Source organism: Nocardia sp. CA-128927 (assembly GCF_050955855.1).
In the GTDB taxonomy this organism is placed as follows: domain Bacteria; phylum Actinomycetota; class Actinomycetes; order Mycobacteriales; family Mycobacteriaceae; genus Nocardia.
Window position 1 is genome coordinate 3,198,958 of record NZ_CP192087.1, and the last position, 17,087, is coordinate 3,216,044.

A 17,087-nucleotide genomic window follows, 5' to 3' on the forward strand; every position below is an offset into this window, starting at 1 on the left:
ACGCCCAACCGTACTGCGTTGGCGGGGCCCGCACCCTGGCGGAGTGCATGGCGACCAGTACTCTGGTACGGCGGACGAGTTGGCCGGGCGACCGCGGCATCGGGAACGGGCACGATTGTGCCGCCGCCCGACGCCGAGGAAAGTCCGGACTCCACAGAGCAGGGCGGTTGCTAACGGCAACCCGGGGCAACCCGCGGGACAGTGCCACAGAGAACAGACCGCCCACGGCCTTCGGGTCGTGTGGTGAGGGTGAAACGGTGCGGTAAGAGCGCACCAGCGCCCCGGGTGACCGGGGCGGCTTGGTAAACCCCGCCCGGAGCAAGGTCAAAGGTCGCACCGTTCGCGGTGCGGCTGCGCAGGTGTTCGAGGGCTGCTCGCCCGAGCCTGCGGGTGGACCGCTCGAGGCACCCGGCAACGGTGTGTCCAGATGGATGGTCGCCCCCCGGTGCGAACCGGGGACAGGATCCGGCTTACAGGCCAACTCGTCCGCCCGCCGGCGCTCTCCGGGCGAACTCCGCGTTAACGGCTGAGATCCACTCTGTGGCCAGATGATTGGGATGCCCGGGACGCAGCGGATGCCAGTACATTGTCGGTCGAGGTTTTGTGCGGTGTGTCCGATTCGGGGCCGCCGCGGATCGACTGCTAGGAGATCGTCATCAACGTTCACACCATGCTGCGTCACACGGGAACCCTCGCGTCCGCGGCCGCACTGGCCACCGTTGCCTGGGCCGGTGTCGCCGGCGCGGAGCCGACAACCACGGCCCCGGCGAAGCCCGCTACGACCAACGTCGACATCACCGGCGCCGAATTGACCAGCGGTGGGCTGGATGTCTCGGTGGCCTACAAGTGCGAGGCGACCGACAAGCCGGTGACGCTGCAGGTGTTCGTCCGCAGCACGGGCGAGGGCGCGCAGCAGACGATCGGCGCGACGACCAAAGCGACCTGCAACACCGAACGTCAGACCGTGTCCGTCACGGCCACGAAGATCCCGGATGCCGAGCCGTTCAGTCCCGCGGTGGGCGAAACCGTCCGGGTCTTCAGCACTTTGGTGTCGGGCGACAATCAGCAGAGCCTCGAGAGTGGCACCGCCGTGAAGCGGCTGACCCTGAAATAGGGCGGTCTGATCTTCTGCCGCAGCCGGTTCCGCGGTGCCATGATGGTAGGTAGCCGCGGGGCCGGAGCGCCCAGGCGCCCGCTCCTGCTGCACCCGGGCGCGCCTGGGGGCAAGGCATGGACCTACTGGCTGTTCTCGGCAGCATTCTCGGGGCGGGCGCGGTGATCGGCGGCGTGCTGACGGCCGCGAGCGCGCGCGTGGTCACGCAATACGAGAAGGGGCTGATCTTCCGCTTCGGACGGGTGGTCGCGACCCGAGACCCCGGGCTGCGCATGGTGATTCCGTTCGTCGACCGGATGCGCAAGGTGTCGACGCAGATCGTCACCATGCCGGTGCCCGCGCAGGAGGGCATCACCCGCGACAACGTGACGGTGCGGGTGGACGCCGTCGTGTACTTCCGGGTGTTCGACCCGGTGCTCGCGGTGGCCGAGGTGCAGAACTACCTGTTCGCCGTCGGCCAGGTGGCGCAGACCTCGTTGCGCTCGATCATCGGCAAGAGCGATCTGGACAGCCTGTTGTCCAATCGCGAGGAGCTGAACAAGGGCCTGGAAATCATGATCGACAGCCCGGCGCTGGGTTGGGGTGTGCACATCGATCGGGTGGAGATCAAGGATGTGGCGCTGCCGGATTCGCTGAAGCGCTCGATGTCGCGCCAGGCCGAGGCGGAACGCGAACGCCGCGCCAGGGTGATCTCCGCCGAGGGCGAGTTGCAGGCCTCGAAGATGCTCGCGCAGGCGGGCGCGCAGATGTCCGAGTCACCTGCCGCGCTGCAGCTGCGGTTGCTGGAAACCGTGGTTCAGGTTGCGGCGGAAAAGAATTCGACCCTGGTGCTGCCGTTCCCGGTGGAGCTGCTGCGCTTCCTCGAGCGCAGCACGCCGCAGGCACCGGCCAATCCGCAGGCACCGCAACAGTCGCCGGTGCAGCGGCCGCAAGAGCCTGCGGCGGTAGTCGAACGATCCGACGAGCCTGCCGCGCTCCCCACCACCCCGGAGCAGCGACAGCTCGATCCGCCGGACGAATCGCCGACGGCGTCGGAAAACACCACACATACGTAACACAACCGGCGTATACCGATACGAGTACAGCCGCCGCCATTTCGGCGCCGTACGACCCGCACCGGTAGCACAACGTAAGGACCGGACCGATGTCCGTGCTCATTCCCGTCATCGCCATCATCAGCATGATCACGATCGGTTACCTGCTGAAGTATCTGCCCGACTACCTGCCGTGGTTGAAGGAGCGCTAGCTCAGCACATCATCTTGGCCATCTGGTAGACGGCCTTCGCCTCCTCGGGGGTCGCCTCGACCTTGCCGGACGACCGCTTGACGATGCTCTTGACGACGTCGTCCTCGGACTTGTTCGCCTTGATCTCCTTGCACGTGTCGCTGAGGATGGTGGCGATCTTCGTGTCGTCCTTGCCGTCGGCAAGTTTCGGGAACGCGCCGCGGAAGCTGACGACGAACGCGCCTGCCTTCACATTGTCGACGACTTGCGCGTCGCCGTTCGACTGCGCCGCGGGAGCTGAGGAGGAGGGGGTGGCACTGGAGGCTTTGTCGTCCCCACAGCCGGTGAGCAGTAGGGCAAAGAGGGTGGCGCTGGCCGCGAGAGCGGCGGTAGTTCTGATCACGGAGCGGGATGCTAGCGGTCCGGGACAAAAGTCGCCTCCCGTTGGGTGAACGGGAGGCGACGGCTTGTGGCAGAAGGCTTGTGGGTCAGACCGGTGCGATGACGAAGACCTGGGCCCAATACGCTGCCTGGTCTGCCCCGATCAGCGGCACCAGGTAGTCGAAAAGAATCGATGACATAGCTGCGGAACTCCCAATTGTCGACGTACAGGACCTTTCGAAATGTGCGGGCAAAGTGTGAGACCCGCTACGGCGGCCCACGTTAGCAGCCACGTCGCGGCCATGTCGGCACGGTGAACTCGCCGGGCGTATGCGCCGGTAACTAGCCGGACCGTGATCGACGTCATAAAGTAGTGCGCGTTGGCACGGCCCGTTGCCTGGCCGCAACGAGCCCTTCACACTTCGAATGCGGGAAAGCAGGTCTCAACTCTATGCGGATTGTTCGCTCACTGGTCGCCGGCGCGTTGATCGCCGGGGCTGCTTCGGTTTTCGCCATGATGGGTGCTGGCTCCGCCAGCGCCGTAGCGGTGACGCCGCTGCCGGGTGGGGTACAGGTCGACCTCAGCCCGGCTGACACGGTCTGGGTTGCTCAGAACCGTTTCGGACAGACCCTCGGTGGTCTGCCGCATCCTTCGGCGGCTTCGTTCGGTGAAGCATTGGACGCGGCGGCCGCGGTGTCGGCCGCCGTCCCGGGCGGACATGTCACCTTCACCGTGTACGGACCGTTCGACTCGTTGAACGGCACCATGCTGGCGTTGCAGTAGGTCTGGCACCCACAGCGTGGAATTGCATCAGCGGATCGTCTCGGCGCCGGTAGATTTCGGCGCCATCCGTTCCGAGTTCGGTCTGGCCTCGGCGTATCCCGCCGAGGCCACCGCGGAAGCCCGCGACGCGTCCGACGCGTTCGCGGGCGACCGGGCCGATCGCACCGACATCCCGTTCGTGACGATCGACCCGCCGGGGGCCATGGATCTGGACCAGGCCCTGCATCTCGAACGCACCGACACCGGCTTTCTGCTGCACTACGCCATCGCCGATGTCGCCGCGGTGATCGATCCGCACAGCGCGCTCGCCAAGGAGTCGAGCGCCAGGGGGCAAACCTTCTACCTACCCGACGGCACCGTGCCGCTGCACCCGCCGGTGCTGTCGGACGGCACCGCGAGCCTGCTGCCCGAGCAGACCAGACCCGCGGCGCTCTGGACCATAGAGCTCGACGAAAAGGCCGAGCCGCAACGTTTTTCGGTACAACGGGCACTGGTGCGTTCGCGCGCCAGGCTCGACTACGCGGGCGTGCAAGCCGACGCCGACGCGGGCCGACTGCACCCGTCGATCGCGGCCCTGCCGGAATTCGGCACGCGGCGCATCGAGGCCGGGTTGCTGCGCGGCGCGATCGGGCTGCGGCTGCCGGACCAGAGCATCGTTCGCGACGATCAGTCGGATGGTCATTGGCGGTTGATCGTCGAACCGCGGACCGCCGCCGACGACTGGAACGAGCAGGTTTCGCTGCTGACCGGAATGTGCGCGGCGCGCATCATGATCGACGCGGGAGCGCCGGCATTATTGCGCACTATGCCGCCGCCCGCCGAGTCGGCGATAGCATCCATGCATCGCACGGCCGCCGCGCTGGGCGTCGAGTGGCCCGAGAATCTGTCGGTCGGGCAGATGTTGGCCGGGTTGGATCCGAATACGCCTGCCGCGCTTGTGCTCATGTCGGAGGCGACGAGTCTGTTGCGTGGGGCGTCCTACACGGTGGTGAACGGAGACACCGAGGTTGCCACGCCGGAAAGCTTGGAGCACAGCGCCATCCGCGCCCCGTACGCGCACGTCACTGCGCCGCTGCGGCGGCTGACCGACCGGTTCAGCACCGAGATCTGTTTGGCCCGCTGCGCGGGAACCGAAGTACCGCAATGGGTTCAGGACGGTCTGGCCGACACCGCCGACAGCATGCGCCGCAGCGACGCGATCGCTGGCAAGGTGGAACGGGCGTGCATCGACCTCGCCGAGTCCACGTTGCTCGCCGAACGGGCCGGTACCGAGTTCGACGCGGTCGTGGTGCGCGAAGCCAACGGCAACCGGGCAGCGGAGATCTTCATCGCCGACCCGCCGGTGCTCGGACCGTGCGTGGGCGAACCTCCGGAGGGAGCAGCCGTCCGCGTCCGCCTGGTATCCGCCGACCCCATCACCCGCAAGATCAGCTTCGCCTACCCCGCGTAGCCGCGTCCGCACCAAAAACGCTCTGTGCACACCCTTTGCCTGAACCGCACACCCCCTACACGGGGTGTGCAGCTTGCAGAAAGACATCCCAGGAGCTTGAATGTCAAGCAGCGGACTGCTGAGCTGGGTCGGGCCAGGCTGTGGTCTCGTTGTAGAGGGTTCCGGTTTTGAGGCAGCCGTGCAGGATCCCGACGAGTCGGTTGGCGAGCTGGCGTAGCGCGGCGTAGTGACCGACACCGCGGGCTCGCTGACGGTCGTAGTAGTCGCGGGCGCCCCGGGACCACATCAGCGCGGATTGCGCCTGGGTGGTGAGGGCGTCGATGAGCCGGTCGTTGTGTACGAACCGGGCCAGGGCGACCTTCTTCTTGCCCGACGCGCGGGTGATCGGGGAGGTGCCCGCGTAGTTCTTGCGGGCTTTGGCGCTGCGGTAGCGGTCGGGGTCGTCACCGAACTCTGCGAGCACCCGGGCACCGAGGACCTGTCCCAAACCGGGCTGGGACGCGATGATCTCAGCGGCCGGGTGCTGCCCAAAATGCGCCTCGACCTGCCCCTGCAACGTCTTGATCTGGGTGTTGAGGACAGTCAGGACCGCCAGCAGCGCCTGGACCGAGGCTGCGTAGGCCTGCGCCACGACCTCGGGCTGGCCGAGCTGCTCGCTGCGCAGTGCGGCCGCAATAGCGGTGGCTTTGTCGGCGACGTTGCGGCGGCGCGCCCGCTTCAACGCGGCACTGATCTGGGGGATCGTGAGCCGGGCCGCCGCAGCTGGGGTGGGTGCTTTGGCGAGCAGTTCCAGAGTGTCGGCGGCGTCGAGGTCGTCGAACGCGGCCAGCGCGGCGGGGAAGTAGTCACGCAGAGCGTGACGCAACCGCTGGGTGTGGCGAGTTCGGTCCCAGATCATCGTCTTGTGAGCACGGGCCACCACCTTCACGGCCTCGGCTCGCGCGGAATCCCCAGCGACAGGTCGCAATTCGTGGGAATGGGTGCGGACCATATCCGCCAGCACGTGAGCGTCACCAGCGTCGCTTTTGGCACCCGAGACTCCCAGCCGGTCCCGAAACCTGGCCGCCTGCAATGGATTCACCGCCAGTACCGTGTATCCGGCGGCGACCAGCGCCCCGACCCAGGGACCGCGGTCGGTCTCGATCCCGACCAGGACCTCGACCTCGTCGGCGTCGTCGACCAGGCCGCCGAGGATCGCGTGCAGTCTCGCCATTCCGGCGACGCCCTCGGGCACGCGCGCTTTGGCCAGGCGGCGCCCGGCGGTGTCCATCACCTCCACGTCGTGGTGGTCTTCAGCCCAGTCATCTCCTACGAACAGTCGCAACAATCCTCCAATTGCTAATGCCGATCACCGTCGAGCAGCCAGCAGGAGAACCATCAGCGACCTAATCAAGCAGTGCTCACGCCCATTCGGGCGGGCACGACATCCCAGCAGCGATCAACTCTCCCGGCCTACCGGCAGGGGCACGGTCTTTCTCCAGGACTCGAAGTCCAGGGTGCGAAAGTGCTCACCTACCGGCCGGCTACTACCAGGAGTGTGCCGGATAGCTCACTCCCAGAACTGATTAGGGTGCTGCTGATGGGGCTACTCGCCGGACAGGGCGGCTGCGGCGTCAGGGTAGCGGGTGAGGGCTTGGCGGGCGGCGGTGTCTTCGGCGCCGGCCAGGATTCGGTAGAGGGCTGTATCTTCGCCTGCGGCACCGGCATCCGCGGCGATGCCGTAGATGGCGTGTTGGGATTCGACGGCGTCGCGGTGGTCGCCGAGGACGGTCTGTAGTCGTTTGGCGCGGCTGCCGAGGTCGCTGGCGTCGGCGCCGAGGACGGTTTCAGCGGCCTCGCACGAATACCGTAATCGCTTGGCGCTCTTGCGAATATCGTGCAGCAGCTCGACCCGTTCGGTCGGGGTGACGGTGGTTTCCTGCTCGATCAGGCGCTGCACGCGTTCGCGGTCGCGTTCCAGCACCACGTTGAAGAACTCCGCCGCGGGTACCTCGGCACGCGAGGAACGTAGCGGCGGTTCGGTGCGCCACTTGGTGAGCTCGTCGCGTAACTCGCGGTAGCGCACGCTGTCCAACGCCAGCAGCACGTCGGCGTGCGCGACGGAGTACTTGTTGTTCTCGGCGGTGACCAACCGGGCGGTCACCAGTTCGAGGTCGGCCTCCGAATGTTCGGACTGCTGACCGTGTTTGGTCAGCAACGTCTCGAAACGTTCGGCGCGCACCTCGGCGTCGCGGGCGACGCCGAGCACACCGGCCAGCCACTTGAGCTCATCGCCCATCGTCCTGGCCGGTGTCCGTTCGAACAGTCCGCGGTAGGACCGCAGCACGCTGCGCAGCCGCCGGGTGGCCACCCGCATCTGGTGGATCGAATCCGGTTCGTCACCGCGGACCTCGGGTTCAGCGGCCAGCAGCCGGTCCACGTTGTCGCTGAGTGCCGCGACGATGGCCTTGCCTGCGGTGGCCGTCATGGTTATCCCGCCTTCGCGAATCTATCGGTGGCTTCGATCAAATGATGCGTGATGCCGGGCTCGAAGGAGGCATGTCCGGCGTCTTCGACGATATGCAGCTCCGAACCGGGCAACGCCTTGTGCAGATCCCAGGCGCTCACCGTCGGGCAGACGACGTCGTGGCGGCCCTGCACGATGACCGTGGGAATGTGTGCGATGGCGTCGATATCGCGCAGCAGCTGGCCCTCGTCGAGGAAGGCGTGATTGCGGAAGTAGTGGTTCTCGATCCGCGCGAAGGCCAGCGCGAACCGCGGCTCGGCGGAATCGGCGACCCGATCCGGTTGGGGCAGCAGCGAACTCGTCGCGCCCTCCCAGGAGGACCAGGCGACGGCGGCCGCGAGCGCGACCTCCTCGTCGGGCGAGTGCAGCAGCCGGTGATAGACCTCGACCAGATCTTCGCCGCGCTCGGCTTCCGGCACCGGCGCGAGGTACTTCTCCCACTCGTCGGGGTACACGTAGCCTGCGGCACCGTTGTAGTACCAGTCGATTTCCTTGCGGCGCAACAGGAAGATGCCGCGCAACACCAGCTCGGTCACCCGGTCCGGGTACGTCTCGGCGTAGGCGAGCGCGAGCGTCGAACCCCACGAGCCGCCGAACACCTGCCAGCGTTCGATGCCGAGATGTGTTCGCAGCGCCTCGATATCGGCGATCAGGTGCTGGGTGGTGTTGGTCGCCAGGCTCGGGTCATCGGCCAGGTGCGGGGTGGAGCGCCCGCAGCCGCGCTGATCGAGCAGCACGATGCGATAGGCCGCCGGGTCGAAGAACTGCCGCTGGGCGGGCGAGGTGCCGCCGCCGGGGCCGCCGTGCAGGAAGACCACCGGCTTGCCGTCCGGGTTGCCGCTCACCTCCCAGTACATCGACTGGCCGTCGCCGACATCGAGCTTGCCGGAGTCGTAGGCCTCGATCTCGGGATAGAGCGTCCGCAACTGTGCGCCGCCCATCAGAACGCCAGGCCCGAGGCGAGGTCGGGGAGCTCCAGCGCCTGGATCGCTTCCGTGCGCACGTCGGGGCAGCTCTTGGTGGTGAGACGGTCGACGATCGGCTTGTCGGCGAGCACCGCGCCGTTGATGCCGCCGTTGCGCAGTGCCCACTCGTGCACCAGCGCGTTGAGCCCGATCTTGCCGAGCGTCGGACCCTGGACTCGCCAGTTCGACAGCTCCGGCTTGATCATGTCGCAGAGCTGGGCGGCCGCGGCATCGGAGATCACCGGCGGGGTGCCCGGCTTGTTCGTGCCCGCGGTGCCGCTCGGCTTGGTGGTCGCCGTCGCTGACCCCGTTGTCGAGCTCGAGCTCCCGGTCGGAGCCGGGTTCGACTCGCTTCCGCATGCGGTCAGTGCTGCGGCGGCGAAAACGCCCGCCAGCAGCAGGGTGCTGCGTGAAATCCAACGGCTGTGCGGCATCAGTACCTCAACTTCTATCGCGAATGTCCGCATCGAGTCTGCCATTGATTCGCCGCAGCGGCCCGGACTGTCTACCTATCGGAAGGTGACCCGCAGCTCGTCCAGCAGTGCTTCGACGCAGCGGGCGAAGCGGGGGATGGAGGTGTCGATCGTGCGCCAGGGGTTGAGCGCGATCAAGGGAGCGAGGCGTTCGGCGAGGGTGATCTCGGCGGCCGACACCGGTCCGGTGCTCCGCCAGAAGTCGAAGTAGTCGTCGCGGCGCGGGTTGTGCAGGATGCGATGCGAGAGGAAGGGGTGCGTGATCACCGCGTCGCCCCAATCGAAGAGCCGACCGGTGCCGGGAGTGCTGCCCGCGAAGACGTTATGCGGGTTGACGTCGTTGTGTTCGATGGTGAGCCTGCCGTATCCGGCCAGTTCGGCGGCGGCCTCCTCGATGCGGTGACCGAGGCCGGGGACGCGTGGCTCGTAGTGCCGGTAGATCGTGCCGAGTCGGGTGGGCGGGAAGTAGGGCGTGCCCGTGTCGAGCAAGGCGTCGATGTATGGCGCGACGGACTGCTGGAGGTCGGCGTAGGAGCGCAGCAGGCCGGACCATTCGGCGTCGGTGTCGCGCGCGGTGTCGCCGCCGTGCGGGCTCAGCAGCCAGCCGTGATCCGGTTGCACGGCAAGGGGTTCCAGCACGCTACCGGGACGCAGGCGGGCGATCAGCTGGAGCAGCGGGCCCTCGTGCGCGAAGGCGCGGGCGTTGGCTTTCGCCCACATCGGGCCGATTTCGGTCGGGATCCGGACGATCAACGACCAGGCGCGGCGGCGGACTTCCGTCGGGGCGCCGGTCAATTCGATCTCATCCGCCTTGAGCACGCCCGATGCCCAGTCGATCAGCGGCTCGGCGGGCTGGCCGAGCAGTGCGGCGGGTGCGTGCACTGCTCGGCCGGTCATCGTTACTCCACTAGAAGCTGTGTTCGGGCCCGGGGTAAGTGCCCCGGGCTACCTCATCAGCGTAGGCCGCCGCGGCGCTGCGCAGTTCATCGCCGACATTGCCGAACCGCTTGACGAACTTGGCGGTCTTGCCACTGGTGTATCCGGCCATGTCCTGCCAGACCAGTACCTGCGCGTCGGTTTCCACGCCGGCGCCGATGCCGACGGTGGGGATGGTCAGCTTGCGGGTGGCCTGTGCGGCCAGCTCGGCCGGCACCATCTCCATGACCACGGCGAACGCGCCCGCCTCCTGTACCGCGATGGCGTCGGCGATGAGCTGCTCGGCGCCGTCGCCGCGACCCTGCACGCGGAACCCGCCGAGGGTGTTGACGCTCTGCGGGGTGAACCCGATGTGCGCCATCACCGGGATGCCGGCCGAGGTGATCAGCGCGATCTGCTCGGCGACCCGCTCGCCGCCCTCGAACTTCACCGCCTGCGCCTGGCCCTCCTTCATGAACCGGGTCGCGGTGGCCAGCGCCTGCTGCGGCGAGGACTCGTAGGTGCCGAACGGCAGGTCGGCCACCACCAGCGCGTGCGGTGCGCCGCGCACCACGCCGCGGACCAGCGGGATGAGCTCGTCCACGGTGATCGGCACGGTGGTGTCGTAGCCGTAGACCACGTTGGCCGCGGAGTCGCCGACCAGCAGCACCGGGATGCCTGCTTCTTCGAACAGCCGAGCCGAGGAGTAGTCGTACGCGGTGAGCATGGCCCAGCGCTGACCGTCGGCCTTCATCTGCTGCAGGTGGTGCACCCTGGTCTTGCGCATAGCCTTCTTGGGCTCGGCGGGTGCGGCACCGTAGGCAGGGGTTTCCGAATCGGATGCGGACATCTTCGTCCCTTTCGTCTGGTGTCTCCTCGGGGCCCATTCGGGTCCCCGGGTTCGTCTGACGAAGTCCAGTGTGCCAGCTGTCACCAGGCCGTATTAAGGGATGCGAGCCATGCGATTGATCACATCAGGCGGCTGACCGGGGGTGGTTCGGGGCGTCTGACCGGTGCGTTGTCCCTGTCGAGCCGTCGAGCTGCCACTATCAGTGGATGGCTTTGGTTCGGAGTGGGCGCGGTGCGCTGGTGGTGGCGGTGCTGGCGTCGATGGTGGCGGGGTGCACGATCAATGGTCATCCGACGGGGCCGATGCCTGCCTCGCCGGCCGAGTTGACGAAGTTCTACTCGCAGACCGTCCAGTGGGGGACCTGCACCGGGTTCGGCTCCCAGGACGATCGTTTCGCACCCAACGCGCAGTGCGCGCGGATCACCGTGCCGGTCGACTATGCCGCCCCGGACGGGCCGACCGCGCAGATCGCCGTCTCGCGGATCAAGGCGACCGGCAAGCGGATCGGCTCGCTGCTGATGAACCCCGGCGGCCCGGGCGAATCGGGCCTGACCATGTCGGCGCTCGGCAACAAGACCCCGCTCGCCGACCGGTTCGATCGGGTCGGCTTCGACCCGCGTGGCGTCGGCTCCTCGACCCCGGCCATCGTCTGCGAGACCGCGCAGGAGCAGGACGCCGAGCGTGCCGAACCGCAGAAGGACAACACGCCCGAGGGCATCGCCGCCGCGGAGAACGAGAACAAGCAGTACGCGGACCGCTGCACCGAACGCACCGGCAAGGACTTCCTCGCCCGCGTCGGCACCCGCGAGGTGGTGCAGGACATGGACGTGATGCGCGCGGCGCTCGGCGACGCGAAGCTCAGCTACCTGGGTTACTCGTACGGCACCAAGATCGGTTCGGCGTACGCGGAGAAGTTCCCGGACCACGTGCGCGCCCTCGTCTTGGACGGCGCCATCGACTCCTCGCAGGACCCGGTGCAGGAATCGCTGCGCCAGGCGGAGGGCTTCCAGAAGGTGTTCGACGCCTACGCCGCGGACTGCACGGGCAAGAAGGACTGCCCGCTCGGCACCGACAAGACGCAGACCGTGCAGCGGTTCCGCACACTGGTGAACCCGTTGTGGGACAAGCCCGTAGCGACCACCGACCCGCGCGGACTCAACTACAGCGACGCGCTCACCGGCGTGCGCCAAGCCCTCTACACCAACGATCTGTGGCCGGTGCTCACCCTCGGCCTCTCCGAACTGCGCGACGGCCGCGGCGACACCCTGCTGCAACTGGCCGACCTGTACGACGGCCGCCGCGACGACGGCACCTACAGCAACACCACCGACGCGTTCACCGCCATTCGCTGCGTGGACGATCCGCGGATCAGCGACCGCGGCATCACCGCCAAGCAGGACGTCGAATACCGCAAGGCGGCACCGTTCCTCGACGACGGCCGCGGCACCGGCGCGGCCCCGCTGGACCAGTGCACGGCCTGGCCGGTGCCGAACACCAGTGAGCCGCACCGGATCACCGTGACCGGGCTGCCGAAGGTGGTGGTCGTGTCGACCACCGAGGATCCGGCGACGCCGTACCAGGCGGGTGTGGACCTGGCGTCGCAGCTCGGGGCCTCGCTGCTGACCTACAAGGGCAATCGGCACACGATCGCGTTGTCGGGTGGCTCGTCGTGCGTGGACGACGCGGTGATCGACTACTTGGTCGACCTCACCGACCCGGAGCCGGGCCTCACTTGCTGAGCGAACGGGCCGTGATGTCTTTTTCGCACAACAAGCACAGCACACTCAGCGTGTATGTAACACGGATTTAACGCCGGGTGCTTACTCTCGCGGACATGGATCGCCAGAAGGAATTCGTGCTGCGGACGCTCGAAGAGCGGGATATCCGCTTCGTGCGGCTCTGGTTCACCGACGTGTTGGGTTACCTGAAGTCCGTTGCCATCGCTCCCGCCGAGCTAGAGGGCGCTTTCGAGGAGGGCATCGGCTTCGACGGCTCGGCCATCGAGGGCTTCGCCAGGGTCTCGGAGGCCGACATGGTCGCCCGGCCGGATCCGTCCACCTTCCAGGTGCTGCCGTGGGCTACGAGCAAGGGCCACCAGCATTCCGCGCGGATGTTCTGCGACATCACCATGCCCGACGGCTCGCCGTCCTGGGCCGACCCGCGGCACGTGCTGCGTCGTCAGCTGAACAAGGCGGCCGACGTCGGCTTCAGCTGCTACGTGCACCCGGAGATCGAGTTCTTCCTGCTGGAGAACGGCCCGGTCGACGGCTCGCAGCCGATCCCGGCCGACTCCGGCGGCTTCTTCGACCAGGCCGTGCACGATTCGGCGCCCAACTTCCGTCGCCACGCGATCGACGCGCTCGAGTCGATGGGCATCTCGGTGGAGTTCAGCCACCACGAGGGCGCGCCCGGCCAGCAGGAGATCGACCTGCGCTACGCCGACGCGCTGTCCATGGCCGACAACGTGATGACCTTCCGCTACCTGATCAAGGAAGTGGGCATCGACGAGGGCGTGCGCGCGACGTTCATGCCCAAGCCGTTCGCCCAGTACCCGGGCTCGGCGATGCACACGCACATGAGCCTGTTCGAGGGCGAGGCGAACGCCTTCCACGATCCGGACGACCCGATCAACCTGTCCAGCACCGCGCGCGCCTTCATCGCGGGCATCCTGGAACACGCGCCGGAGATCAGCGCGATCACCAACCAGTGGGTGAACTCCTACAAGCGGCTCATCCACGGTGGCGAAGCGCCGACCGCGGCCTCGTGGGGCCGGTCGAATCGATCCGCGCTGGTGCGGGTGCCGATGTACACGCCGAACAAGTCCTCCTCGCGCCGCGTCGAGATCCGCAGCCCAGACTCGGCCTGCAACCCCTATCTGACCTTCGCCGTGCTGCTCGCGGCCGGTCTGCGCGGCATCGAGAAGGGTTACACGCTGCCGCCGGAGGCCGAGGACGACGTGTGGTCGCTGACCGTCGCCGAGCGGCGCGCGATGGGCTTCCGTGAGCTGCCCGGCACGCTGGACGAGGCGTTGCAGGCGATGGAGCGGTCCGAACTGGTCGCCGAGACGCTCGGTGAGCATGTGTTCGACTTCTTCCTGCGCAACAAGCGCCGGGAGTGGGCGGACTACCGCAGCCAGGTGACGCCGTACGAGCTCAAGGAATACCTCGGCCTGTAGCGAAAGCCGCGGTTCTGCAACCGAACGTATGTCCAGGTGCGGGCGAGTCGTTGACCTCCAGCATGTAATTTGAGACCTATGGTCCGGCCACCGTCTGCCCGCTCCGCTGTCCCCGGCGTCGGTCGGCTCGGACTCCTCGAGCCCTCCGCCGCTGCCTCGCTGCACGAATTGGGCTGGGACAACGTCGAAAGTATCCCCGTGCTGTGGGCGCTGTCGCGCGCGCCCGACGCCGATCTGGCGTTGAACACGCTGGTCAAGCTGCGTGAGCGGATGGAAAACGATTGGGCCGCACTGGATTCGGCGATCCGCGCGGAAACGGCGTTGCGTGGCAGGCTGTTCGCGTTGGTCGGCGCGTCCAGCGCGTTCGCCGACCATCTTGTCGTCGACCCGGCGGCCTGGCAGATCCTGCGCCGCAAGGACCTGCCGACCCGCGACGAACTGATCGCCGACCTGCTCGACGCGGTGCATGCGGTACCGGAGGAGGGGCCCAACGCGGGTCCGTTGCTGTTCCGGGCCGGTGAGTCGGGTCCCGAGGTGGTCGCGCTGCTGCGCAAGCGTTATCGCGATCAGCTGATGCTGCTGGCGGCGCTCGATCTCGCCGCGACCGTCGAGAACGAACCGGTACTGGCGTACCAGGTGGTCGGTCGGCATCTGACCGCGCTGGCCGATGCCGCGCTCACCGCGGCACTGTCGGTGGCGGTGGCCCGGGTGTGCAAGGACGGCCCCGTGCCGGTGCGTCTCGCGGTGATCGCGATGGGCAAGAGTGGCGCGTGCGAGCTGAACTACGTCAGCGATGTCGACGTGGTGTTCGTCGCGGAACCCGCCGATGCCACCGCGACCCGGCTGGCGGCCGAGATGATGAGCGTCGCCAGTGCGGCCTACTTCGAGGTCGATGCGGCGCTGCGGCCGGAGGGCAAGGCGGGTGCGCTGGTGCGCACGCTGGATTCGCATGTCGCCTACTACAAGCGCTGGGCGCGGACCTGGGAGTTCCAGGCGCTGCTGAAGAACCGGCCGATGACCGGTGACCTGGAGCTCGGCGAGGAGTACAAAGCCGCGCTGATGCCGATGGTGTGGACCGCCTCCGAGCGACCCGACTTCGTGGCCGACGTGCAGGCGATGCGGCGCCGGGTGGAAGATCTGGTCCCCGCCGATATGCGCGAGCGCGAGCTGAAGTTGGGGCACGGCAGCCTGCGTGACGTCGAATTCGCCGTCCAGCTCCTGCAATTGGTGCACGGGCGGGTGGACGAGTCGCTGCACGTGCAGGGCACCGTCGAGGCGTTGACGGCGTTGGCCGCGGGCGGCTACATCGGTCGCGACGATGCCGCGAATCTCACTGCGTCGTACGAGTTCCTGCGATTGCTCGAACACCGTCTGCAACTGCAACGGTTGCGGCGCACGCACACCCTGCCCGCCTCGGACGACGAGGAGGGCATGCGCTGGCTGGCCCGCGCCGCACACATCCGGGCCGACGGCAGGCAGGACGCGGTCGGGGTGCTCGGCAACGAGATCCGCCGAAATGCCGTGCGGGTGCGGCGATTACACGCCAAGTTGTTCTACCGTCCGCTGCTCGAATCGGTGGTGAAGCTGGAACCCGAAGCGCTGCGGCTCAGCCCCGAAGCGGCGGTGCGGCAGTTGGCCGCGCTGGGTTACCAGGCGCCCGAACATGCTCTCAGCCACCTGAAGGCGCTCACCGGTGGGGTGTCGCGCAAGGGCCGGATCCAGGCGCTGCTGCTGCCGACCTTGCTCGAATGGCTCGGCGAGACACCGAATCCCGACGCGGGCCTGCTCGCCTACCGGCGGGTGTCGGAGGGGCTCGGCGATCAGACCTGGTTCCTGCGCGAGCTGCGTGACGAGGGTGCGATCGCGCAGCGGTTGATGATCGTGCTCGGGTCCTCGGAGTATCTGCCGGATCTGCTGATCAACGCGCCGGACACCATTCGCATGTATGCCGACGGGCCGGGCGGTCCGTTGCTGCTCAGTCCGCAGCCGGAAGATGTTGCGCGCGGGATCATGACGGCCGCGGCGCGCTATGACGATCCGAAACGTGCGGTGGGCGCGGCACGTTCGCTGCGTAGACACGAGCTGGCCCGCGTCGCGTCGGCGGATCTGCTCGGCATGCTCGACGTCAAACAGGTCTGCCGTGCGCTGTCCTCGGTGTGGGTCGCGGTGCTGGAAGCCTCACTCGCGGCGGTGATTCGGGCGAGCGAGGCCGAGATGGGTGCGCCCGCGCCCGCCGACTTCGCGGTGATCGGGATGGGCAGGCTCGGCGGTAAGGAACTCGGTTACGGATCCGACGCCGATGTGCTGTTCGTCTGCGATCCGAGGCCGGGGGAGGACGAGACCAAGGCCGTGAAGTGGGCGAACAGCGTAGCCGACCGGGTGCAGAAGTTGCTCGGCGCGCCAAGCACCGACCCGCCGCTGTTGGTGGACGCTGGGCTGCGGCCGGAGGGACGCAATGGTGCGCTGGTCCGCACGCTGGCCGCGTACGCCGCCTACTACCAGCAGTGGGCGCAGTCCTGGGAGGTGCAGGCGCTGCTGCGGGCCCATCAGGTCGCGGGCGACCAGCAGCTCGGCGTGCGCTTCCTGCACATCATCGATAAGGTGCGCTACCCCGAGGGCGGCGTATCGAATGAAGCGGTGCGTGAGATCCGCCGGATCAAGGCCCGCATCGACGCGGAACGACTACCCCGCAATGCCAATCCGGCTACCCACACCAAGTTGGGTCGCGGTGGCCTTGCTGATATCGAGTGGACGGTGCAGCTGATGCAGCTGCGCTATGCGCACGACGTGCTCGGCTTGCACAACACCTCGACGCTGGAGTCGCTGGACGTCATCGAGGAGACCAAGCTGCTCGAGGCCGCCGATGTGGCGTTGCTGCGAGATGCCTGGCTGACCGCGACCAAGGCACGCAATGCGCTGGTGCTGGTTCGGGGCAAACCTGCGGACCAGTTACCCGGGCCGGGGCGGTTGTTGTCCGCCGTCGCGCGCGTAGCGGGGTGGCCCAACGACGACGGTAGCGAGTTCCTGGATCACTACATGCGCGTGACCCGTCGCGCAAAAGCGGTGGTGGAGCGCGTCTTCGGCCAGTAGGGGGCAGCCGCACCCGGCACGCTGAGTGCGTGCCGGTGCGCGGATCACCGGCTCGTGCGCTGAGGTTTGCGGCAACAGCCGCACATCCTCTGATTTCCCGCACACCGACTTGCCGCCCTGACACGTGTGCGTTTGCCAGAAGGTGTGCGGCTGCGGGGA

The 17,087-nt window shown here is 67.6% G+C and carries 14 protein-coding genes and 1 other RNA gene; 8 read left to right on the forward strand and 7 right to left on the reverse strand.

The window, feature by feature from the left end:
* Positions 1-75: 75 nt before the first annotated feature.
* The 3 genes from rnpB to ACQPW1_RS15170 all read left to right on the forward strand — a co-directional run bounded on the left by rnpB (position 76) and on the right by ACQPW1_RS15170 (position 2,169).
* Positions 76-489: RNase P RNA component class A (gene rnpB / locus ACQPW1_RS15160), an RNA gene on the forward strand.
* A gap of 181 nt (positions 490-670) precedes the next feature.
* On the forward strand, positions 671-1,114 hold the full coding sequence (locus ACQPW1_RS15165) for a hypothetical protein (protein WP_433663346.1): 444 nt from the start codon (positions 671-673) through the stop codon (positions 1,112-1,114).
* A gap of 116 nt (positions 1,115-1,230) precedes the next feature.
* Positions 1,231-2,169: a slipin family protein gene (locus ACQPW1_RS15170; protein ID WP_433663347.1), complete on the forward strand. Its 939-nt coding sequence runs from the start codon at positions 1,231-1,233 to the stop codon at positions 2,167-2,169.
* 192 nt (positions 2,170-2,361) lie between these two features.
* Here the strand turns inward: ACQPW1_RS15170 and ACQPW1_RS15175 are convergent, their stop codons facing one another.
* Entirely contained in the window at positions 2,362-2,742 is a 381-nt protein-coding gene (locus ACQPW1_RS15175) for a hypothetical protein (RefSeq protein WP_433663348.1), read from the reverse strand.
* A 429-nt stretch (positions 2,743-3,171) separates the two neighbouring features.
* Here ACQPW1_RS15175 and ACQPW1_RS15180 point away from each other — a divergent pair, with 429 nt between their 5' ends.
* Complete coding sequence (locus ACQPW1_RS15180; RefSeq protein ID WP_364729589.1) at positions 3,172-3,504, forward strand: hypothetical protein; 333 nt, start codon at positions 3,172-3,174, stop codon at positions 3,502-3,504.
* 16 nt (positions 3,505-3,520) lie between these two features.
* Positions 3,521-4,954, forward strand: a complete 1,434-nt coding sequence (locus tag ACQPW1_RS15185) for an RNB domain-containing ribonuclease (protein WP_433663349.1) — start codon at positions 3,521-3,523, stop codon at positions 4,952-4,954.
* A 103-nt stretch (positions 4,955-5,057) separates the two neighbouring features.
* On the opposite strand, the gene ACQPW1_RS15190 is transcribed toward ACQPW1_RS15185, so the two are convergent.
* The 6 genes from ACQPW1_RS15190 to panB all read right to left on the reverse strand — a co-directional run bounded on the left by ACQPW1_RS15190 (position 5,058) and on the right by panB (position 10,663).
* Positions 5,058-6,281 carry an IS110 family transposase gene (locus ACQPW1_RS15190; protein ID WP_433653875.1) on the reverse strand — a complete coding sequence of 408 codons (1,224 nt, stop codon included), beginning with the start codon at positions 6,279-6,281 and terminating at the stop codon, positions 5,058-5,060.
* Positions 6,282-6,539: 258 nt separating this feature from the next.
* A complete protein-coding gene (locus ACQPW1_RS15195; RefSeq protein WP_433663350.1) occupies positions 6,540-7,421 on the reverse strand; it encodes a CHAD domain-containing protein in 882 nt (293 codons plus the stop codon).
* A gap of 2 nt (positions 7,422-7,423) precedes the next feature.
* Positions 7,424-8,401 carry a prolyl aminopeptidase gene (pip, locus tag ACQPW1_RS15200; RefSeq protein ID WP_433663351.1) on the reverse strand — a complete coding sequence of 326 codons (978 nt, stop codon included), beginning with the start codon at positions 8,399-8,401 and terminating at the stop codon, positions 7,424-7,426.
* Positions 8,401-8,859 carry a hypothetical protein gene (locus tag ACQPW1_RS15205; protein WP_433663352.1) on the reverse strand — a complete coding sequence of 153 codons (459 nt, stop codon included), beginning with the start codon at positions 8,857-8,859 and terminating at the stop codon, positions 8,401-8,403. The genes pip and ACQPW1_RS15205 overlap by 1 nt, the downstream gene beginning before the upstream one ends.
* A 75-nt stretch (positions 8,860-8,934) precedes the next feature.
* Positions 8,935-9,795, reverse strand: a complete 861-nt coding sequence (locus ACQPW1_RS15210; RefSeq protein ID WP_433663353.1) for a hypothetical protein — start codon at positions 9,793-9,795, stop codon at positions 8,935-8,937.
* A gap of 10 nt (positions 9,796-9,805) precedes the next feature.
* A complete protein-coding gene (gene panB / locus ACQPW1_RS15215) occupies positions 9,806-10,663 on the reverse strand; it encodes a 3-methyl-2-oxobutanoate hydroxymethyltransferase (RefSeq protein WP_433663354.1) in 858 nt (285 codons plus the stop codon).
* A gap of 206 nt (positions 10,664-10,869) precedes the next feature.
* Here panB and ACQPW1_RS15220 point away from each other — a divergent pair, with 206 nt between their 5' ends.
* The 3 genes from ACQPW1_RS15220 (at position 10,870) to ACQPW1_RS15230 (ending at position 16,928) form a co-directional block, all read left to right on the forward strand.
* Positions 10,870-12,402, forward strand: coding sequence for an alpha/beta hydrolase (locus ACQPW1_RS15220; RefSeq protein ID WP_433663355.1), 1,533 nt, complete (start codon positions 10,870-10,872; stop codon positions 12,400-12,402).
* 95 nt (positions 12,403-12,497) lie between these two features.
* Positions 12,498-13,838: a glutamine synthetase family protein gene (locus tag ACQPW1_RS15225; RefSeq protein ID WP_107655058.1), complete on the forward strand. Its 1,341-nt coding sequence runs from the start codon at positions 12,498-12,500 to the stop codon at positions 13,836-13,838.
* Positions 13,839-13,916: 78 nt separating this feature from the next.
* On the forward strand, positions 13,917-16,928 hold the full coding sequence (locus ACQPW1_RS15230; protein ID WP_433663356.1) for a bifunctional [glutamine synthetase] adenylyltransferase/[glutamine synthetase]-adenylyl-L-tyrosine phosphorylase: 3,012 nt from the start codon (positions 13,917-13,919) through the stop codon (positions 16,926-16,928).
* Positions 16,929-17,087 lie beyond the last annotated feature (159 nt).